This is a genomic window from Spirulina subsalsa CS-330 (assembly GCF_028330765.1).
In the GTDB taxonomy this organism is placed as follows: domain Bacteria; phylum Cyanobacteriota; class Cyanobacteriia; order Cyanobacteriales; family Spirulinaceae; genus Spirulina; species Spirulina subsalsa_A.
The window spans coordinates 1-17,002 of record NZ_JAQMTY010000203.1; the positions used below are offsets into that span (position 1 = coordinate 1).

Consider the following 17,002-nt stretch of genomic DNA (forward strand, 5'->3'; position numbering starts at 1 on the left):
AATTAAAGGACTCGCTGTCGCTCGATTTGTTTGTTGGTGCAAATTCATCTCGCCACTAAAAGGCACGTCCGCCGTTACCTTCGGTAACTCTACTCGGACTCGCTTTATAGTGGGAGTCTTCTTTGCACATTTTAAGATAAGCAGTAGCCCTCTGGGAGAGGGGTTTGGGGTGAGGGTAAGGAGCGTACAAACTGGAAATTTAGCCAAATTTAGCCGCTGCCTAGGGCGATCGTCACAGATGCTTACACCGCAGCAAGCAGAGTTTCGCCACAGCATCTTCAGGATTCTCAGCACAGACCGATTGAAACAGTTGCGCCGCTGCCTCTAATTTGCCTTGGTCGTAGAGATCAATAGCAGCTTCAAAACTGTCTTTGGTTTCGGTTTTGAGGTCGCGGATATGGGTAGCATCGGACTCATAAATTTCGCAAATCCTGATCGGTTCTTTTTTACCTTTGACGAGAATTGTCCCCAAATAGCGCGAGGAAAACTGGTCAGGATGTTTTAATTGATTGAGGGTGCTTTGACTAATCACTAAACTCGCGCCATACCGTTTGGTGGAATCTTCTAAACGTGAGGCAAGATTCACCGCATCCGCAATCACTGTCGTTTCCATCCGTTGTTGTTCGCCAATGGTTCCTAACATCAACGTCCCTCGGTGCAGGCCAATCCCAATTTGAATCGCGGGATAGCCTTCTTCGCGCACACTTTGATTAAATTGATCCAACGCTTTCTGCATGGAAACGGCGGCATGAATGGCATCTTCAACACTGTGGGGAAAGAGAGCCATGACAGCATCCCCAATATATTTATCAATAAAGCCATTGTATTGACGAATCACCGGACTAACGGCCCGGAGATAGGCATTTAAAAAGTTAAAGTTGCGTTCGGGGGGCATACTTTCTGAAATGCTCGTAAAGGAGCGAATATCAGAAAATAAAACGGTCATTTCTTTTTGAACTTGATCGCCTAATTTGACATCAATAATGCTGGTTTTGCCGAGGAATTGGAGAAATTCATGGGGAACGAAGCGATCGGATGCTTTGGCATAGGCCTTGAGGTGGTTTTGGGCTTCGGTGAACCGACGTTCAACAATGAAGGCTAAACAGATTAAAAAGAACAGCATTCCCCAGGGATAAAACTGGATCGTGACCCAGTTTGAAATGGGGTAAATGTACATCACAATATCGTGCATTGCACAGATCAGGAAAATCGAAAAGCCAAAGGAAATAATCTTGGCTTCGGGATCACCTTTGATGGCTCTCCAAGTGGCGAGGAGAATGAGAATTGAGGAGGTAAAGAGGGAGCCGATTTGAGTGGGGAGGGCGGCGTTTCCCCAACTGACGAGGGGAGTGCTTGCGAGGATGATCGCGATCGGGGCATAGATTAAATGCACATACCGGAGACGACGAATGATTTTTTTAGGGCCTGCGCCAAACACATGTTCAAAGAATAGGGACAGGCTGACGGGGAGGAGGTGAAAGGTGGTGTGATGAATGAACGTCCAGAAGAGGCTGTAGTTGAAGAGGAGGCGAATCAGTTGGGCGGGGGTGATGGTGTAAATGCCGAGCAGAAAGGTAACAAAGGCGAAGGATACATAGATGGGATCGGTGCGTTTGAAGAGGGTGATGATCAGGGGAAAAAAGCCACAGACAATGAAGAGAAAGCCGAGGATAAATCGCACACCATCATTAAAAATTAAGCGCCGAAAGAGATCGGGTTGAGAGCCGTAGAGGGGTTGGTGACCAAAGCCGATCAGGACGCTGGGATCGTTGCCGACGGTGAGGCGATCGCTGCCGACATAGACGCGGATCAGGAGAATTTGGGCGTGGTGGGTGGGTTGCAGGTTGATGATGGGAAATTCCCCTTCTTTTTCCTTGAGGGTGCCATCGGGTTTCAGTTCGTCAAAGAGATAGACTTGTTCGCCGTTGATGTAGGCTTCGAGGATGTGGGGAATGCCACGAAAGTAGAGGGCGGGGAAGCGCGATCGCACCTCCGGCAATGGGACGGCGAGCCAGAGGATTTCTTGGTCGGGTTCGACGCGCAATTTTTGCGGCAGATCAAGGGTTTGCCAGTCTTCTAGTTCATTCCATTGGGGCAGTTCGACCCCTTCTGGAAATTCGGGTAGGCTGTCCCAACGATAATGCCAATCGGTGCTTAGGGAGATGGGGGCATGGTTCGGAATCGGGGCTTGGTTGGCATCCAATTGCAGTTGTGCCTGCACGGGAACCAGGCAACTGATGATCAAGATTCCAAACCAGAGAATAAGGCGGGCATGGGGAAACCTTCCGAGCCTCATCTGTTTCTACTCCTCTCCAAAGGACATTAACCCGCACGCTAGACCGATAACGTTTGTTGCGTGATGCAGACTTGTTCCGGGGATGATGTCGGCGGTGTCGCCCAGACTTGGAAGCATGGGGCATCACGATGACACAGCGTTTTGACTATCTTGACTATACTCTTTGCACGAAGAAAACAAACGCTTACTTATGGTCAAAAATATCTTTGAATTGCAGAATATCCAGATCGACGATGACCGGCAGACAGTCAAAGCAGCGTTGTGCCAATGCCCAGCGATTCTCGCGTTCAAGCATGGTGATTAACTTTTGGCGGAGGGGAATGAGATAGCGAACATCGTTGGCGGCGTATTGGAGTTGGTCGGGGGAGAGGTTGTGGGGGTTGCCCCAGTCGGAACTTTGGGAGCTTTTATCGAGTTCAATGCCTTCGAGTTCTTGGACGAGGGATTTGAGGCCGTGGCTGCCGGTGTAGGTGCGGGCGATTTTGCTGGCGATTTTGGTGCAGAAAATGGGCTGGGTGACGGTGTTGAAGGTGTGCTGAAATTGGGCAACGTCAAAGCGGGCGTAGTGGAAAATCTTGGTGATTTGGGGATTTTCCAGGAGGCGGCTGAGGTTGGGGGCGGCGGTTTGGCCGGGGGCGATTCGGATGGCGGTGATGTAGCCATCGGGGTCGCAGAGTTGCACGAGGCAGAGGCGATCGCGCCCCAATACTAGCCCCATGGTTTCGGTATCGAGGGCAAGGGCTTCGGCCTGTTGATATCGCTCAAAACTGGCGGTATCGAGGTCGCGATCGCAAACGTGAAACTTATCCATGGCTCTTCAATCCTACGCCTCGCGCATTTTGAGGTATTTGGCGACGGTTTGGACATCCTTATCACCCCGTCCGGAACAGTTCAGCACAAGGCGCGGACTACCCTCAAGTTGCGGACAGAGGGTGTCGAGATAGGCGATCGCATGGGACGTTTCCAACGCCGGGATAATCCCCTCTAAACGCGATAACCGCTCCAACGCCGCCACCGCATCAGCATCGGTCACACTGTAATAGTCTGCCCGTCCCGTCTCCATCAAATAACTATGCTCCGGCCCCACCCCAGGATAGTCCAGCCCCGCACTAATGGAATGGGCCTCCACCACCTGCCCTTCGGGATCTTGGAGCAGATAACTCATCGCCCCATGGAGCACTCCCGGCTGGCCCTTCGTCAACGTGGCGGCATGGTGAGCCGTTTCCGTACCTTCCCCAGCCGCTTCCACGCCGATCAACCGCACGGACGATTCACCCACAAACTCATGGAACAAGCCCATCGCATTGGAACCGCCCCCCACACAGGCCAGCAAAATATCCGGTAAGCCGCCCCATTTTTCTAAACATTGTTGCCGCGTTTCCGTGCCAATCACCGCATGGAAATCCCGCACCATCATCGGGTAGGGGTGAGGGCCTGCCACGGAACCAAGAATGTAATGGGTGGTTTCCACATTCGTGACCCAGTCCCGAATCGCTTCAGAGGTGGCATCTTTGAGGGTTCCCGTGCCAGCGGCCACCGGCTGCACGGTGGCCCCCAGTAGGCGCATCCGAAACACGTTGAGGGACTGACGTTCCATATCCTGAACGCCCATGTAGATCACGCAGTCCAAACCAAACCGAGCGCAGACGGTGGCCGTGGCTACGCCATGCTGTCCCGCTCCGGTTTCGGCAATAATCCGCTGCTTGCCCATCCGTTTAGCGAGGATGGCTTGGGCGAGGGCGTTGTTAATTTTATGGGCCCCGGTGTGGTTGAGGTCTTCGCGCTTTAGGTAAATCTGGGGGCCGGAACCGTCGGGACGGGCGTAATGGGCCGTTAAGCGTTCGGCAAAGTAGAGGGGACTCGGACGACCCACATAGTCTTTGAGGAGGCCATTCAATTCCGCTTGAAACTCTGGATCATGGCGGTATTGCTGATAGGCGGTTTCCAATTCCGTCAGGGCGGGCATCAGGGTTTCGGGGACATATTTCCCCCCAAAGCGACCAAAGCGGCCGAGTTGATCCGGTTGGGTGGAGGTTGGGGACAGGGGAGTGGTGGTCACAGTGGCTAGGGTTTCGGGGTCGTTCAACAGATTTTTATTATACGAAGTTTCGTTCCATTGAGGGTTAGGAACGAAAGGCGATCGCCCGCCTTAGGCCGCCCGATTCGGCAACTCCAAAAACTCACGGACAGCGGGATGGTAGGTATCGGGCACTTCTAACATCGGAAAATGACCCGTTTTCGCCAGTTCAATATGGGTGATCTTGGGGTTGAGGGCGGCGGCACTGCGGCCGAGTCTGGGGGGAATGATTTGATCCTTTTGCCCGGAAATTAAGAGGGTGGGGGCTTGGATCTGTTGGAAAACGGTGGGCATGGTTTGGGCGGCCTGTTCGCTGACGGCGGTGTAGATCGTGCCCATGGCGGCGGCTTGGTCTGCGTCGAGGTAGTCAGCGAGAAATTCGCGGCTGATCGCACTGGGGAGGGGGCGATGGAGGAAGCGGCTCATGAACAGGTGTTCGGCGAGGGGCACATTCAGGAACCAGGGAAAGCGGAATTTGACCACGTATTCACTGGCGCGATGGAAGAGGGGGAAGGTGATCCGGTTATAGGCGAAGATGCCGCTACAGGTGAGGATCAAGCGTTGGAGGCGATCGCAATACCGATCCGCAAAGACTGCCGCGATCGAAGCCCCCAAAGAATGGGCGTTGAGGGTGATTTGATCAATCTCCAACTGATCGAGCAGGAGGGCCAGATCATCGGCGTAGTCGTGCAGTTCGTAGCCGAGGGTGCAATCGGGCGGGAGGGGCGATCGCCCAAAGCCACGCAAGTCGTAGAGCAAACAATCAAACCCATCGGACAGGATCTCGGCGGTATTGCGCCAATAGCGAGCCGAGCCGCCCCAACCATGCATAAACACCAACACCGGCTTCGGTGTGGAGGAGTCTGATTTCACCCATTCGTAATAGTGGGGAACGCCGCGCAGGGTCACTGTCTCCACCATCATCTAAGCGGATTCCGGTTTGGGCAGGGTGGAGGGATGAACCAGCAGTTCGGCGGTCGATCGCTTCTCCACCATTTCCGGGGTAATCACACAGCGATGCACATCCTTGCGGGAGGGCAGTTCATACATCACTTCGAGCATTAATTCTTCGACAATGCCGCGTAGGGCCCGCGCTCCGGTTTTGCGGCGGTAGGCTTCACGCGCGATCGCCCGCACCGACTCTTCATCAAACTCCAGTTGGACATTATCCATGCGCAGCAGCTTTTGATATTGCTTCACCAAGGCATTGCGGGGTTCCGTCAAGATCGCCACCAAGGTTTCCTCATCCAACGGATGCAACACCGCATCCACCGGCACTCGCCCAATAAACTCAGGAATCAAGCCAAATTTCACCAGATCTTCCGGCTCCAGTTCCTTGAGCACATCAGCGGTGCGCTGCTCTTTCGACTGGTTTTCACCGGGCCGCACAAAGCCCATCGCCTTCTTCCCGACCCGCCGTTCCACCACCTTATCCAGGCCCACAAACGCCCCACCACAGATAAAGAGAATATTAGTGGTGTCGATCTGGATGCAGTCTTGATAGGGGTGCTTACGGCCACCTTGGGGGGGAACATTCGCGATCGTGCCTTCAAGCATTTTTAACAACGCCTGCTGCACCCCCTCACCGGACACATCACGGGTAATCGAAGGGTTTTCACTCTTGCGGGCAATCTTGTCAATTTCATCAATGTAAATAATGCCGCGCTGGGCTTCTTCCACGTCGAGATCCGCCACCTGCAACAGCCGCAGCAGAATATTTTCCACATCTTCCCCCACATACCCCGCTTCCGTCAGGGTCGTGGCATCCGCCACCGCAAAGGGCACATCGAGAATTTTCGCCAAGGTTTGGGCCAGCAGGGTTTTTCCTGATCCGGTCGGGCCAATTAACAAAATATTTGATTTTTGCAACTCAACCGAGTCATCTTGGGTGCCTTTGCTGCTCGTTGCCTTCGCGTGAACAACACTCAGGCGTTTGTAGTGGTTATAGACAGCAACGGAAAGCACTTTTTTGGCTTCATCTTGGCCAATCACATGCTCATCAAGATAGGTTTTGATTTCGGTGGGTTTGGGGATTTGGGTAAAACTGAGCCGTTCCGATGGTGTCCGTCGTTTGGGGGGATGCTCTTCGGAATGGGCCACCGGCTGGGTGGCGGGGCTGGATGAATCAATGAGTTCCTCGTCGAGGATTTCATTACAGAGTTCCACACATTCATCACAGATATAGACTCCGGGGCCGGCGATCAGCTTGCGGACTTGTTCTTGGGATTTTCCGCAGAAAGAGCATTTGAGATGGGAGTCGTACTTCGGCATGGTGACCTCTTACTGAAATGCAGACGACGCAGGGATCGTAACGTGGGGTAGGGCGGAGGGGTTAATCACTTCGTCGATCAGCCCGTATTGCTGGGCTTCCTTGGATGACATGTAGAAATCGCGTTCGGTGTCTACTGTGATCCGATCCAAGGGTTGGCCGGTATGTTCAGCCAGTAGGCCATTGAGTTGGTCTTTGATGTAGAGGATCTCTTTGGCTTGGATTTCGATGTCTACGGCTTGCCCCTGAGCACCACCGAGGGGCTGGTGGATCATGATGCGGGAACTGGGGAGGGACATGCGTTTGCCTTTGGTGCCACCGGAGAGCAAGAAAGCTCCCATGCTGGCGGCGATGCCGTAGCAGATGGTGACCACGTCGGGGCGGATTTGCTGCATGGTGTCGTAGATGGCCATGCCCGCGTAGACGGAGCCGCCGGGGGAGTTGATGTAGAGTTGAATATCTTTTTCGGGGTCTTCCGCGTCGAGGAAGAGGAGTTGCGCGACGACGGAATCCGCGATCGTGTCGTCGATCGCACTGCCTAGAAAAACAATCCGTTCGCGCAGGAGACGGGAATAGATGTCAAAGGCGCGTTCTCCCATACCGGATTGCTCAACCACCATCGGCACAATGGCTTGACTCATGGCGTTGTAGTTATAGGTGGAGCGGTTTGAGGGTGAAGGATGGGATGATTGCGATTCTATCATGCTGAAGTTTGGGGACGACGACAAGGGAATTACCCCTCTGCTTGTTGACCATTATGCCTTATGTCTTTCCAGAGTGGGGTTTGATCGCCTGAAAGATCACAATGCAAGGCAAGGAAAAACCCTGGCATGAGTTCTCGTTGCCCTGGCTATGGTTGGGGAGCGATCGCCCCCACCCCAGATCCTCTAGCATTATTCTTCTTCTGTGCTGACCGCTTCGGCGAGGATGGCTTCGGCTTCAGCTTCGGCACTGGCTTCGGTGTCTTCACTCGGAGGGTTCAGCGTGCCTTCGGGGACTAACTCCACGGTCACCTTGTCCCGCAGCCATTCGAGGGCCTGGGCTTGGAGCAGTTCTTTCGACACAAACTCCCGAACCCGATCTTCATCAAGGGGTTGATCGCTCAGTTGCTCGAAAATTTCTTTGACCTGTTGATCGAGTTTTTCCGGATCGGGTTCGAGGGATTCGCGCCGGGCCACTTCTTCGAGGACTAAGGTGGTTTTGAGCCGTTCAATGGCTTCGGGGCGAGCATTTTCCCGGAGGGTGGGCATCATGTCGGCTTTGAGGACACTTTGCATATCCAAGCCGTACTGTTCCATTTGGGAGACGGTTTGGCGAATGATCATGTCCACCTCTTGTTTGATCAAGGTTTCGGGGGGATCAATTTCGGCAATGGTCAGCAGTTCTTGCGCGATCGCATCTTCAATACGGCTGTTGGTCGTATCTTCAGCCTGCTTTTTATACTGAGTTTCGAGATCTTCGCGCAACTCCGCCAGGGTTTCAAAGCGGCTAATTTCTTCGGCGAAATCATCATCGAGTTCCGGTAACTCTTTCTCCTTGATTTCTTGCAGCGTCACGGAAAACTGGGCCGTTTCTCCAGCCAGATCTTCCCGCGCATAGTCATCCGGAAACGCAACGGGAATGTCTTTCGTCTCACCGGGATTCATCCCCTCAATCCCAGAAATCAAGTCTTCGAGAAACTTATCCGATTCCAATTCCAATTGAAAATCCGTCGCTTCTGCCCCAGAAATGACCGCTTCGCTCACCTCACCATCCACCACCAAGCGTCCCTGGTAGTTCACCACCACCACATCCCCACGTTGGGCAGCCCGGCCTTCCACCGGAACCAAGGTGGCAACTTTGGCTTGTTGAGAGGCGAGGAATTGATCCACTTGGGTCGGATCATATTCGCTTTTTTCGGCCTTGACGGAGAGGGCGGTGTAGTCGCCGAGGGTCACTTCCGGCGGGACATCCATGGATGCCTTAAAGGTAAACACTTCGCCGGGTTTATACTGCGTCAATAATTCACTAATGTCGGGGTGAATTTGATAATTGCCCAAAACGTCGATTTTTTCGTCCGAGACCGCCTTCATCACGGTGCTTTGCACCAGGTTTTCCAGCGCTTCGGCGCGGACTCGTTCTGGCCCTAGACGTTGTAACAGAATCGGACGGGGCACTTTGCCTTTCCGAAACCCAGGAATCCGCACCGTCCGAGCTAAGTCCTTGACGACTTTTTCGTAGGCCTGCTTCGAGGCATCAGCGGGGATTTCAATGGTGAGGGTAATCTGACTATTCGGTGATTTTTCCTGGGATACTTTCATGGACAACTCGCTTTCCAAACCGTAAACTTATGGGATAAATGAAGGGTGACACTGTCGAAGAGACCGCCAAACCTGTTGTGTTGATCGCAACAACCAAAGCCAGACTGGGAGATTCTGGCACTATATGTGGAGAGTCCACAATCGGCTGAATCTAGGTTAACAACAGTCCGCTGCTCCGCGCCTTGATGTCCTGGGGATTGGCTGACTCGCACTGTCTGGACTAACCATTCTAGAATCTCACGTCCTAATTTGAGCAGGCTAGATCGGGATCATTGCAGCGTCTCAATGGCATGCTGATGGGGTGGAGTCCCCTAGATGCCGGGATTGATTGTGAGCGAAAGAAACGGGTTAAGCGTGGCACAATCAGGACAGCCCTATGATAATAGTATATTGATGGTGTTTTCTGTCGAGAGTCTGTCTGACCTGTCCTGAAATGGATTAGGATACGTTTATTGCGATCGCTCCTCGCAATCGGCTTTAACAAGCTCCCCTAAAACCGTCCAGACCCTCCCAACCCAGAATTTCAGACTGCGATCGCCCCAACCCTCGCCCCCCAACTTTTCCGCCCCCGCCTCACCCGTGACCCGATTCCGTTGATGCTGTTTAAATGCTGCCCCATTCCCCCCGTTGCCGAAATTTCTTCCCGTACCCCCCTCTTCCCCTTGACGATGGGATTCCCCTTTGTTGATCAATCCTTTGATCAATCCTCATTGACTCTCCCCCTGCCGATCTCGATCTTTTTTTCCTTGGAGGACGTTTTACTTTGTCAAACTCATTGCAAGTCGCCATCCTCGGCGCAACGGGCGCAGTTGGTACCGAACTCATCCAACTCCTAGAGGCGCGAAATTTTCCCCTCGACTCGTTGAAACTGCTCGCATCGCCCCGTTCCGCCGGGCAAACCCTCCCCTTCCACGGCCAAGACCTCACCGTTGAAGTGGTCAGCGAAGCCGCCCTCCAAGGCGTGGATATTGTCCTGGCCTCGGCGGGGGGCAGCATCTCGAAAGAATGGGCCCCGAAAGCCGTGGCGGCGGGGGCAGTCTACATCGACAATTCCAGCGCCTTTCGGATGCACCCCGATGTCCCCCTGATCGTGCCGGAAATCAACCCAGACGCGGCGGCAACCCACAGCGGGATCATCGCCAACCCTAACTGCACCACGATTTTGATGGGGGTTGCGATCTATCCCCTCCATTGTGTGCAGCCGATTCGGCGGATTGTGGTCGCCACCTATCAATCCGCCAGCGGGGCGGGAGCGCGGGCGATGGCGGAAGTGGAAACCCAAGCCCAAGCCATCCTCAACGGCGACCCCCCCCAGGCGGACATCTTGCCCTATCCCTTGGCGTTTAATTTATTTCCCCACAATTCCCCCCTCAATGACCAGGGCTATTGTCAAGAGGAAATGAAAATGGTGCAGGAAACGCGCAAAATTTTCGACGCACCGGAGTTGCGGGTGACGGCGACCTGTGTGCGTGTGCCGGTGTTGCGGGCCCATTCGGAGGCGGTGAATCTGGAGTTTGATGCGCCCTTTGCGGTGGATCAGGCGCGGGACTTGATTGCCCAAGCGCCGGGGGTGAAGTTGGTCGAAGATTGGCAGCGGAATTATTTCCCGATGCCTAGCGAAGCGTCGGGCCAGGATGCTGTGCTTGTCGGTCGGATTCGTCAGGATATTTCCCACCCCCATGGCTTGGAATTGTGGCTCAGTGGGGATCAGATTCGCAAAGGTGCGGCCCTCAATGCGATTCAAATTGCTGAATTGCTGCTAGAACGTCAGTGGCTCAAGCCCCAGGGGACGGAGTTAGTGTCTACCCTGTAGGCTCAGGGTGTGAAGGGCTGCGGCGGGTGCGATCGCCCCTCCCCTCAAGCCAGAATTGGTAACGTTGTGAATAGTGATATCAGGAGAACATGACGGTGTGAGTGATTTTGGCAATGTAGTAACCGCAATGATTACGCCCTTTACGGCCAGCGGTGAGGTAGATTACGCAACCACAGAACAACTCGCAGACTATCTCGTCACCCACGGCACCGATACCGTGCTGGTCTGCGGCACGACGGGAGAATCGCCAACCCTGACCTGGGCCGAAGAATATGAATTATTTCGGGTCGTGCAGCAGGCGGTGGGGTCGCGGGGTAAGATTATGGCAGGCACGGGATCAAATTCCACCCGTGAGGCCATCGAGGCCACGAAAAAAGCCGCTAAACTAGGGCTAGATGGCACCTTACAAGTGGTTCCTTACTACAACAAACCCCCGCAAGCGGGCTTGTACCTGCATTTTGAGGCGATCGCCAAAGCCTGTCCGGATCTGCCGATGATGCTGTACAACGTTCCGGGGCGCACAGGACAAAGCATCGACCCTCACACTGTCGCCCGCCTGGCCGAACTTGACTCCATCGTTGCCATCAAAGAAGCCAGCGGCAATGTCGATAGTGCCAGCCAAATTCGCACCCTGACCCCGCCTGAATTTGCCCTCTACTCCGGGGACGATTCCCTGACCTTACCCCTCCTCGCCATTGGTGGCACTGGGGTGGTGAGTGTGGCGAGCCATCTGGTCGGTGCGGAGTTACAAACGATGGTGACAGCCTTTAAAACGGGCCAGGTTCAAACCGCCCAGCAGATTCACCTCCGCCTGTTTGAACTATTTAAAGTCTTGTTTTGCACCGCCAACCCAATTCCTGTCAAAGCGGCGTTAGCCTTCCAGGGTTGGTCTGTGGGGAGTGTTCGACCGCCCCTCTGTGCAATCTCTCCCGATCAAAGCGTTCAAGTTAAAACTGTTCTTGAAAATCTCGATCTGTTAACTCACACTGCTGAGTCTTAGAAACCTGAAACCTATTGCAATGAATAAACCCAAACCAAAATCTGCTGCCTTGAAAATCATTCCTCTCGGAGGACTCCATGAAATCGGCAAAAATACTTGTATTTTTGAGTACAACGATGAGATGGTCTTGCTCGATGCGGGGATTGGCTTCCCCACCGATGGGATGCATGGGGTGAATGTGGTCTTGCCTGACATGACCTATGTGCAGGAAAATCGCCACAAGATCAAGGGCATGATTGTCACCCACGGTCATGAAGACCACATTGGCGGCATTGCCTACCACCTGAAGCAATTTAATATTCCCCACATCTACGGGCCGCGTTTGGCGATGTCTCTGCTGCGGGATAAATTAGCCGAGGCGGGTGTGAGCGATCGCACCGAAATCCACACCGTCAGCCCCCGCGACATGGTGCGAATTAGCCCCTCCTTCCTCGTCGAATACATCCGCAACACCCATTCCATGGCCGACAGCTTCAGCGTCGCCATCCATACCCCCCTTGGCATCGTCATCCATACCGGCGACTTTAAAATCGACTACACCCCCGTCGATGGCGAACATTTCGACCTCCAAAAACTCGCAGAACATGGCGAAAATGGTGTGCTCTGTCTCCTCAGTGACTCCACCAACGCCGAAGTGCCGGGTCATACCGCCTCGGAAGAATCCGTGCGTCCCAACTTGGATCGGATTATCGCCAGCACGCCCAAACGAATTTTCATCACCACCTTTGCCTCCTCGGTGCATCGGGTCAACATCATCCTGAGCCTGGCCCAAAAACACAATCGCAAAGTGGTCGTCGTCGGGCGTTCGATGTTGAACGTGATCGCCCATGCCCGCGAATTGGGCTACATCAAATGCCCGGATAATTTGTTTGTGCCCCTCAAGCAAATGCCCAGCTTGCCCGACGAGAAAATCCTCGTCCTCACCACCGGTTCCCAAGGCGAGGAACTGGCCGCCCTGACCCGAATTTCCAAAGGGGAGCACCGCCAAGTCAGCGTCCGGGAAGGGGATACCGTGGTCTTTTCGGCCAATCCGATTCCGGGGAATACCCTGGCGGTGGTGGATACCATTGACCGCCTGATTATGAAGGGAGCTAATGTGATCTACGGTCGCCAGCATGGTATCCATGTCTCCGGGCATGGATCACGGGAAGACCATAAATTAATGTTGGCCCTCACCCGCCCGAAATTCTTTGTGCCGGTTCACGGTCAATACCGGATGCTCGTTGAACATGCCAAGATGGCGCAGTCGATGGGGATTCCGGAAGAAAACATGGTGATCATCAATAATGGTGACATTGTGGAAGTGTCGCCAGAACGCATCCGGATTGCGGGCCAAGTGCCTTCGGGGATTAAGTTGGTGGATGGTTCCGGGATTGTCCATGACCATGTGATGAAAGAACGTCAACAACTGGCCGAAGATGGCGTGGTGACGATCGCCGCAGCGGTGGATGCTCAGTTAAAACTGTTAGCCCGGCCGGAAATTCATCTGCGGGGCGTGGCGCGTAATATCGAGCGGGAAATGTTCCAGCAGATTGTGAATCGCTCGATTTCGCGGGTGTTGAACGATCGCGGCGCTGAGTTTATTCGGAGCCAATCCAATCAGGCCGATATGGATTGGGTGGGTCTGAAGGAAGAAATTGAAGCGGCGTTAATCCGCTTGATTCGTCGTGAGTTGAACTGTCGCCCCTCGGTGGTCTTCCTGCTCCAAACCCCGGACAATCAGGAGATGGCGACGGCAACCCACTCGTCTTCACCCCGACGGCGGCGACGCTCGACGGCATCGGCTGCGTCCTAGGCGTAAACCCCTCCCCGGCGACGGCCTGCTTTTGGTGCGGGGTGACGCTGGGGAGATGCGATCGCAGTTGTTTAGATGACGGTGTTATGGCTTCAGTCCCTTCCGCAAAATCATCCCTGCCCATTCTTGAACTCCAGGAATTGGCGATTAACATCACTGCTTTGGATTTGAAACCCGGTGTGATCACGGTCGATCTGCTGAAAATGAGCGGGGTGATTCCGGCGGATTGGGAGTTGGCCCAAGCCCCGATTCAGTCGGAGCAGATGGTGCAGTTGAGTTTTATCAATGGTTTAAATATTCTCAGCCAAGCCCGCCGTTTGATGTTGCTAGAACAGACCACGGACAAAGACCCTAGCACTATTCAGGGGCCAGCGATCGCCCAAGCCTACCTGAGCAAATTTCCCCACGCCCATTACCAAGGCCTCAGCATCGCCCCCAAAATCCTGATCGGCTTTCCCGACCATCCCCAAGCCCCCCAGCAATTCATCACCCAGAAACTCCTCGCCCCTGGCCCCTGGCAGACCCTCGGCCAAGAACCGCTCCGGGCTGCCCTAACCCTGAATTATGTCCTGAAACGCTGCCCCTTCAGCCTCAACATTGCTGAAGTGCAGTTTAAGCAAGGGCCTCAAGATGCAATATCCGGCCTCCTCTTCACCGGTAATTTCACCTACGCCCTCCCGGAACCCAACCCACCCGACCCCCTCGACTACTTCACCCACCGGCTGAGTCTGTGGCAAACCGATGTTCAGCAATTTCGGGAACTGCTCTATCGCAAATTTATGGGCGGTGGTGCGACTCCACAAGCGATCGCTAAGTCAACGCCGCCCCCCTCAACTCCGACCTCGAACCCGAAACCCGATACCATTTCTCGCTCATTGATCGATTCAATCTTTCCCGATTTATTCTGACCCGATTTATGCTGGTTGATAGCCACTGAACGCATGGCAAGGGGCTTTTAAAAGCCCCTTGTCTGTTTTCATGGCGCTGGCGAGTGGGCGCGATCGCCCCTTCAACTCGAAGACGGTTCCCCCCAATTGAGCACTTCCGGCTTCACCCGTTCCAGGAAATTGATCGCCATCACCGTGAAGGCTCCCTCTAATAAGCCTTGACCGAGATAGCCAACGAGGGCGGCCAGGGTGGCGGTGCGCTCAAGGGTGGCATTGAGGTCGGGGGTAATCGTGCTGAGGGTGATGATCACATACATCACGGCAGCGGTGATCACAGCGATCGCACCGCCCAGAAAAAAGATCGTTTGCCGCCAAAGAACATGCCGAAACATCCCCTGGCCAAATTGGACAAGATTGTAAGCCAACAACGCCGGCAGCCCCATGATCAGCGCATTCACGCCCAAACTCGAAATCCCCCCATGGCCAAACATCACCGCTTGGAAAAAGAGACCCACCAAAATCGCGGGGAAACTGTAATAGCCCAACACAATCCCCAACAGGCCATTGAGCACTAAATGAATGCTGGCCGGAGGCATGGGAATATGAATCAAAGAGGTGACAAAAAAGGCAGCGGTGAGCAATGCCACTTTGGGTAACTGCATCGTGGGGTCAGACCTGCGCTGAATTTGACGCAGACACAACCACGTCACACCGCCCGTGAGCGCATACCCGCCCACCATTAACTGAGCGGGCAAAAGACCATCTGGAATATGCATTATTGTTTTACGGGTTTACGGGTAAAAAATAGGGCTGTGCCGACACAACCCCAGACGATCGCGATCGCCATCATGCCTTTTTGGGCAGGGGAATAGGGACTCGATCCGGAGGCCACCGAAGCCACCGAGGCCACCGAGGCTTCTGTTGTGGTCGCGTTGATGGGAATGGTCACCAAATTGCCATGGCCGGCTTTGCGCACTTTCACATCCCACTGCCCGGCTTGATCCGGTGCAAACTGAAACGTGCCTTCGCCATCGGTCAGCCCAGTTTGCCAGGGTGTTTCGGGATCATCCGGGGCATAGATGGACACCTGCGCCTCGTCCATGGGATCACCGTTTTCATAGGTGGCGGTAATTTCCACCGCTTGACGCAGGGAAAAATCCACGGAACTGCCGTGGGCGATCGCCGGCGTAGCTCCCCCCCACATCACCAGAAAGGGAATTAAATATCGTATGTTCATGACATTAACCATGGATCGAAATATCATCTTTTCACCCTCGAAACACATCACATTTAAACAGGTTAACCGCCAGTCTTTTGATCATCTTAGGATACCGCAGCAGACTCACAATGGCCTTCTCCCACATGACCCATGCCATCTAAAGTTTTAGTTAAGATTTCGGCATCTTCAGGACTCAGTTGTTGCATCAGTTCTGAGTAAGAGATCGCCACTGTCCCTTCATTTGCAAAGGCAGCAATGGGAGTAAAACCTAACGCACCCGTATTAATATCCTCATCAGGGGCAGCCGTACCATCTCCAAATAAATGATCCCAATGGGTGGTGATTTCCAATTCTCCCGTTTCGTCTGGTTTGACTAGCCCTTTCCGTTGATCTCCCACATAGTCTCCGCAACGATAGGCGAGGGAACGATCAAACTGGAGTTGAAAGTTGAGGGTGGTTTCGTCTTTGCGGGCCACGCCGATCAGTTGAATCGCTGGGGTATCAGGTTGGCTCACCAGTTGCCAAGCGATCGCATTATAAGCCCCCGTCGGCACGGCATCTTGGGTGACCACCGTGACGGCTCCCGCTTCGCCCTCCTTCAGATCCACCACCATCGGCTCATCCACCAAGACCACCGCTTGAGACGGTGCATCGGACTCGTCTTGCGTCATCGCGTCGTTTTGGGACGCGACCACAGCATCCAGGTTCAGCATCACCCGTTCAAATTCCACTTCCCAGCCATCTTTTGTGACTAAGCCTTCGTGGGTAAACGCTTCACCATTCGCCACCAAGCGTAGCTGCCCTGTGGATGTTTCCGGCTCGGCTTGGGTACATCCTGTAGCAACAGATACCAAACCAATTGCTAATCCGATCCACTTTGTTTTTTGGATAATCAACATTTATTCCCTTTATTGAAGACTTGAAACATAGTCGTAAAATGATGTAACAAACGCGCACCATTCTAACAACGAAGCATTGTAGGTATTGTTGAGGATTAATGATTAAAATTCAATGCCCCACAAGGGGATACTTACCCTAGACTTTGGCTATCTTTTTGATTTTTCTTGACGTGACTTGAACCCTAAAAACTTCGTCTGGGTCGATGATCCTGATCCACATCGCGGCGACAGAGGACAGGGGTGGATCTGGTTGACTGACAAAATTAGCCAGATCCCGGCAAGCCCTCACCCTAGCCCTCTCCCTAGGGGCTACTGCTTATACACAAACTGCTCTTAACGATGTTCACCTTCTCTCGATCCCCCCTAGCCCCCCTTAAAAAGGTAGGGCTGATTCTTTGTGATGAGAGAAAAATCTGCTCTAGCCAATTTGGCGATTTGAGCAGGGAA

General features: G+C 53.8%; 15 protein-coding genes. 4 read left to right on the forward strand and 11 right to left on the reverse strand.

The features are described 5' to 3' along the window. Positions 1 to 232: 232 nt before the first annotated feature. From PN477_RS14105 to PN477_RS14140, 8 genes are all read right to left on the reverse strand, one after another. On the reverse strand, positions 233 to 2,296 hold the full coding sequence (locus tag PN477_RS14105; RefSeq protein ID WP_272147359.1) for an adenylate/guanylate cyclase domain-containing protein: 2,064 nt from the start codon (positions 2,294 to 2,296) through the stop codon (positions 233 to 235). 184 nt (positions 2,297 to 2,480) lie between these two features. Continuing rightward, positions 2,481 to 3,107, reverse strand: a complete 627-nt coding sequence (locus tag PN477_RS14110; RefSeq protein WP_272119621.1) for a ribonuclease D — start codon at positions 3,105 to 3,107, stop codon at positions 2,481 to 2,483. A 12-nt stretch (positions 3,108 to 3,119) separates the two neighbouring features. Then, complete coding sequence (trpB, locus tag PN477_RS14115; protein ID WP_417158823.1) at positions 3,120 to 4,355, reverse strand: tryptophan synthase subunit beta; 1,236 nt, start codon at positions 4,353 to 4,355, stop codon at positions 3,120 to 3,122. 90 nt (positions 4,356 to 4,445) lie between these two features. Continuing rightward, complete coding sequence (locus PN477_RS14120; RefSeq protein ID WP_272119623.1) at positions 4,446 to 5,297, reverse strand: alpha/beta fold hydrolase; 852 nt, start codon at positions 5,295 to 5,297, stop codon at positions 4,446 to 4,448. Further along, positions 5,298 to 6,644 (reverse strand): ATP-dependent protease ATP-binding subunit ClpX, encoded by a 1,347-nt coding sequence (gene clpX, locus PN477_RS14125; RefSeq protein ID WP_272119624.1) that lies wholly within the window; start codon positions 6,642 to 6,644, stop codon positions 5,298 to 5,300. Between the two features lie 9 nt (positions 6,645 to 6,653). Continuing rightward, positions 6,654 to 7,346: an ATP-dependent Clp endopeptidase proteolytic subunit ClpP gene (clpP, locus tag PN477_RS14130; protein WP_334310548.1), complete on the reverse strand. Its 693-nt coding sequence runs from the start codon at positions 7,344 to 7,346 to the stop codon at positions 6,654 to 6,656. A 189-nt stretch (positions 7,347 to 7,535) separates the two neighbouring features. Next, positions 7,536 to 8,942, reverse strand: a complete 1,407-nt coding sequence (tig, locus tag PN477_RS14135) for a trigger factor (RefSeq protein ID WP_272119625.1) — start codon at positions 8,940 to 8,942, stop codon at positions 7,536 to 7,538. Positions 8,943 to 9,391: 449 nt separating this feature from the next. Then, on the reverse strand, positions 9,392 to 9,634 hold the full coding sequence (locus PN477_RS14140; RefSeq protein WP_272147360.1) for a hypothetical protein: 243 nt from the start codon (positions 9,632 to 9,634) through the stop codon (positions 9,392 to 9,394). A gap of 71 nt (positions 9,635 to 9,705) precedes the next feature. Here PN477_RS14140 and PN477_RS14145 point away from each other — a divergent pair, with 71 nt between their 5' ends. The 4 genes from PN477_RS14145 to PN477_RS14160 all read left to right on the forward strand — a co-directional run bounded on the left by PN477_RS14145 (position 9,706) and on the right by PN477_RS14160 (position 14,458). Next, positions 9,706 to 10,755, forward strand: a complete 1,050-nt coding sequence (locus tag PN477_RS14145; RefSeq protein ID WP_272119627.1) for an aspartate-semialdehyde dehydrogenase — start codon at positions 9,706 to 9,708, stop codon at positions 10,753 to 10,755. A gap of 97 nt (positions 10,756 to 10,852) precedes the next feature. Then, positions 10,853 to 11,755 carry a 4-hydroxy-tetrahydrodipicolinate synthase gene (gene dapA, locus PN477_RS14150; protein ID WP_272119628.1) on the forward strand — a complete coding sequence of 301 codons (903 nt, stop codon included), beginning with the start codon at positions 10,853 to 10,855 and terminating at the stop codon, positions 11,753 to 11,755. 19 nt (positions 11,756 to 11,774) lie between these two features. After that, positions 11,775 to 13,550: a ribonuclease J gene (locus PN477_RS14155; protein WP_272119629.1), complete on the forward strand. Its 1,776-nt coding sequence runs from the start codon at positions 11,775 to 11,777 to the stop codon at positions 13,548 to 13,550. A gap of 86 nt (positions 13,551 to 13,636) precedes the next feature. Further along, a complete protein-coding gene (locus tag PN477_RS14160) occupies positions 13,637 to 14,458 on the forward strand; it encodes a hypothetical protein (protein WP_272119630.1) in 822 nt (273 codons plus the stop codon). Positions 14,459 to 14,559: 101 nt separating this feature from the next. Here PN477_RS14160 and cbiM read toward each other — a convergent pair whose 3' ends face one another. The 3 genes from cbiM to PN477_RS14175 all read right to left on the reverse strand — a co-directional run bounded on the left by cbiM (position 14,560) and on the right by PN477_RS14175 (position 16,510). Further along, positions 14,560 to 15,213 carry a cobalt transporter CbiM gene (cbiM, locus tag PN477_RS14165; RefSeq protein WP_272119631.1) on the reverse strand — a complete coding sequence of 218 codons (654 nt, stop codon included), beginning with the start codon at positions 15,211 to 15,213 and terminating at the stop codon, positions 14,560 to 14,562. After that, positions 15,213 to 15,674 (reverse strand): carboxypeptidase-like regulatory domain-containing protein, encoded by a 462-nt coding sequence (locus tag PN477_RS14170; protein ID WP_272119632.1) that lies wholly within the window; start codon positions 15,672 to 15,674, stop codon positions 15,213 to 15,215. The genes cbiM and PN477_RS14170 overlap by 1 nt, the downstream gene beginning before the upstream one ends. An 86-nt stretch (positions 15,675 to 15,760) precedes the next feature. Further along, a complete protein-coding gene (locus PN477_RS14175; RefSeq protein WP_272119633.1) occupies positions 15,761 to 16,510 on the reverse strand; it encodes a hypothetical protein in 750 nt (249 codons plus the stop codon). Positions 16,511 to 17,002 lie beyond the last annotated feature (492 nt).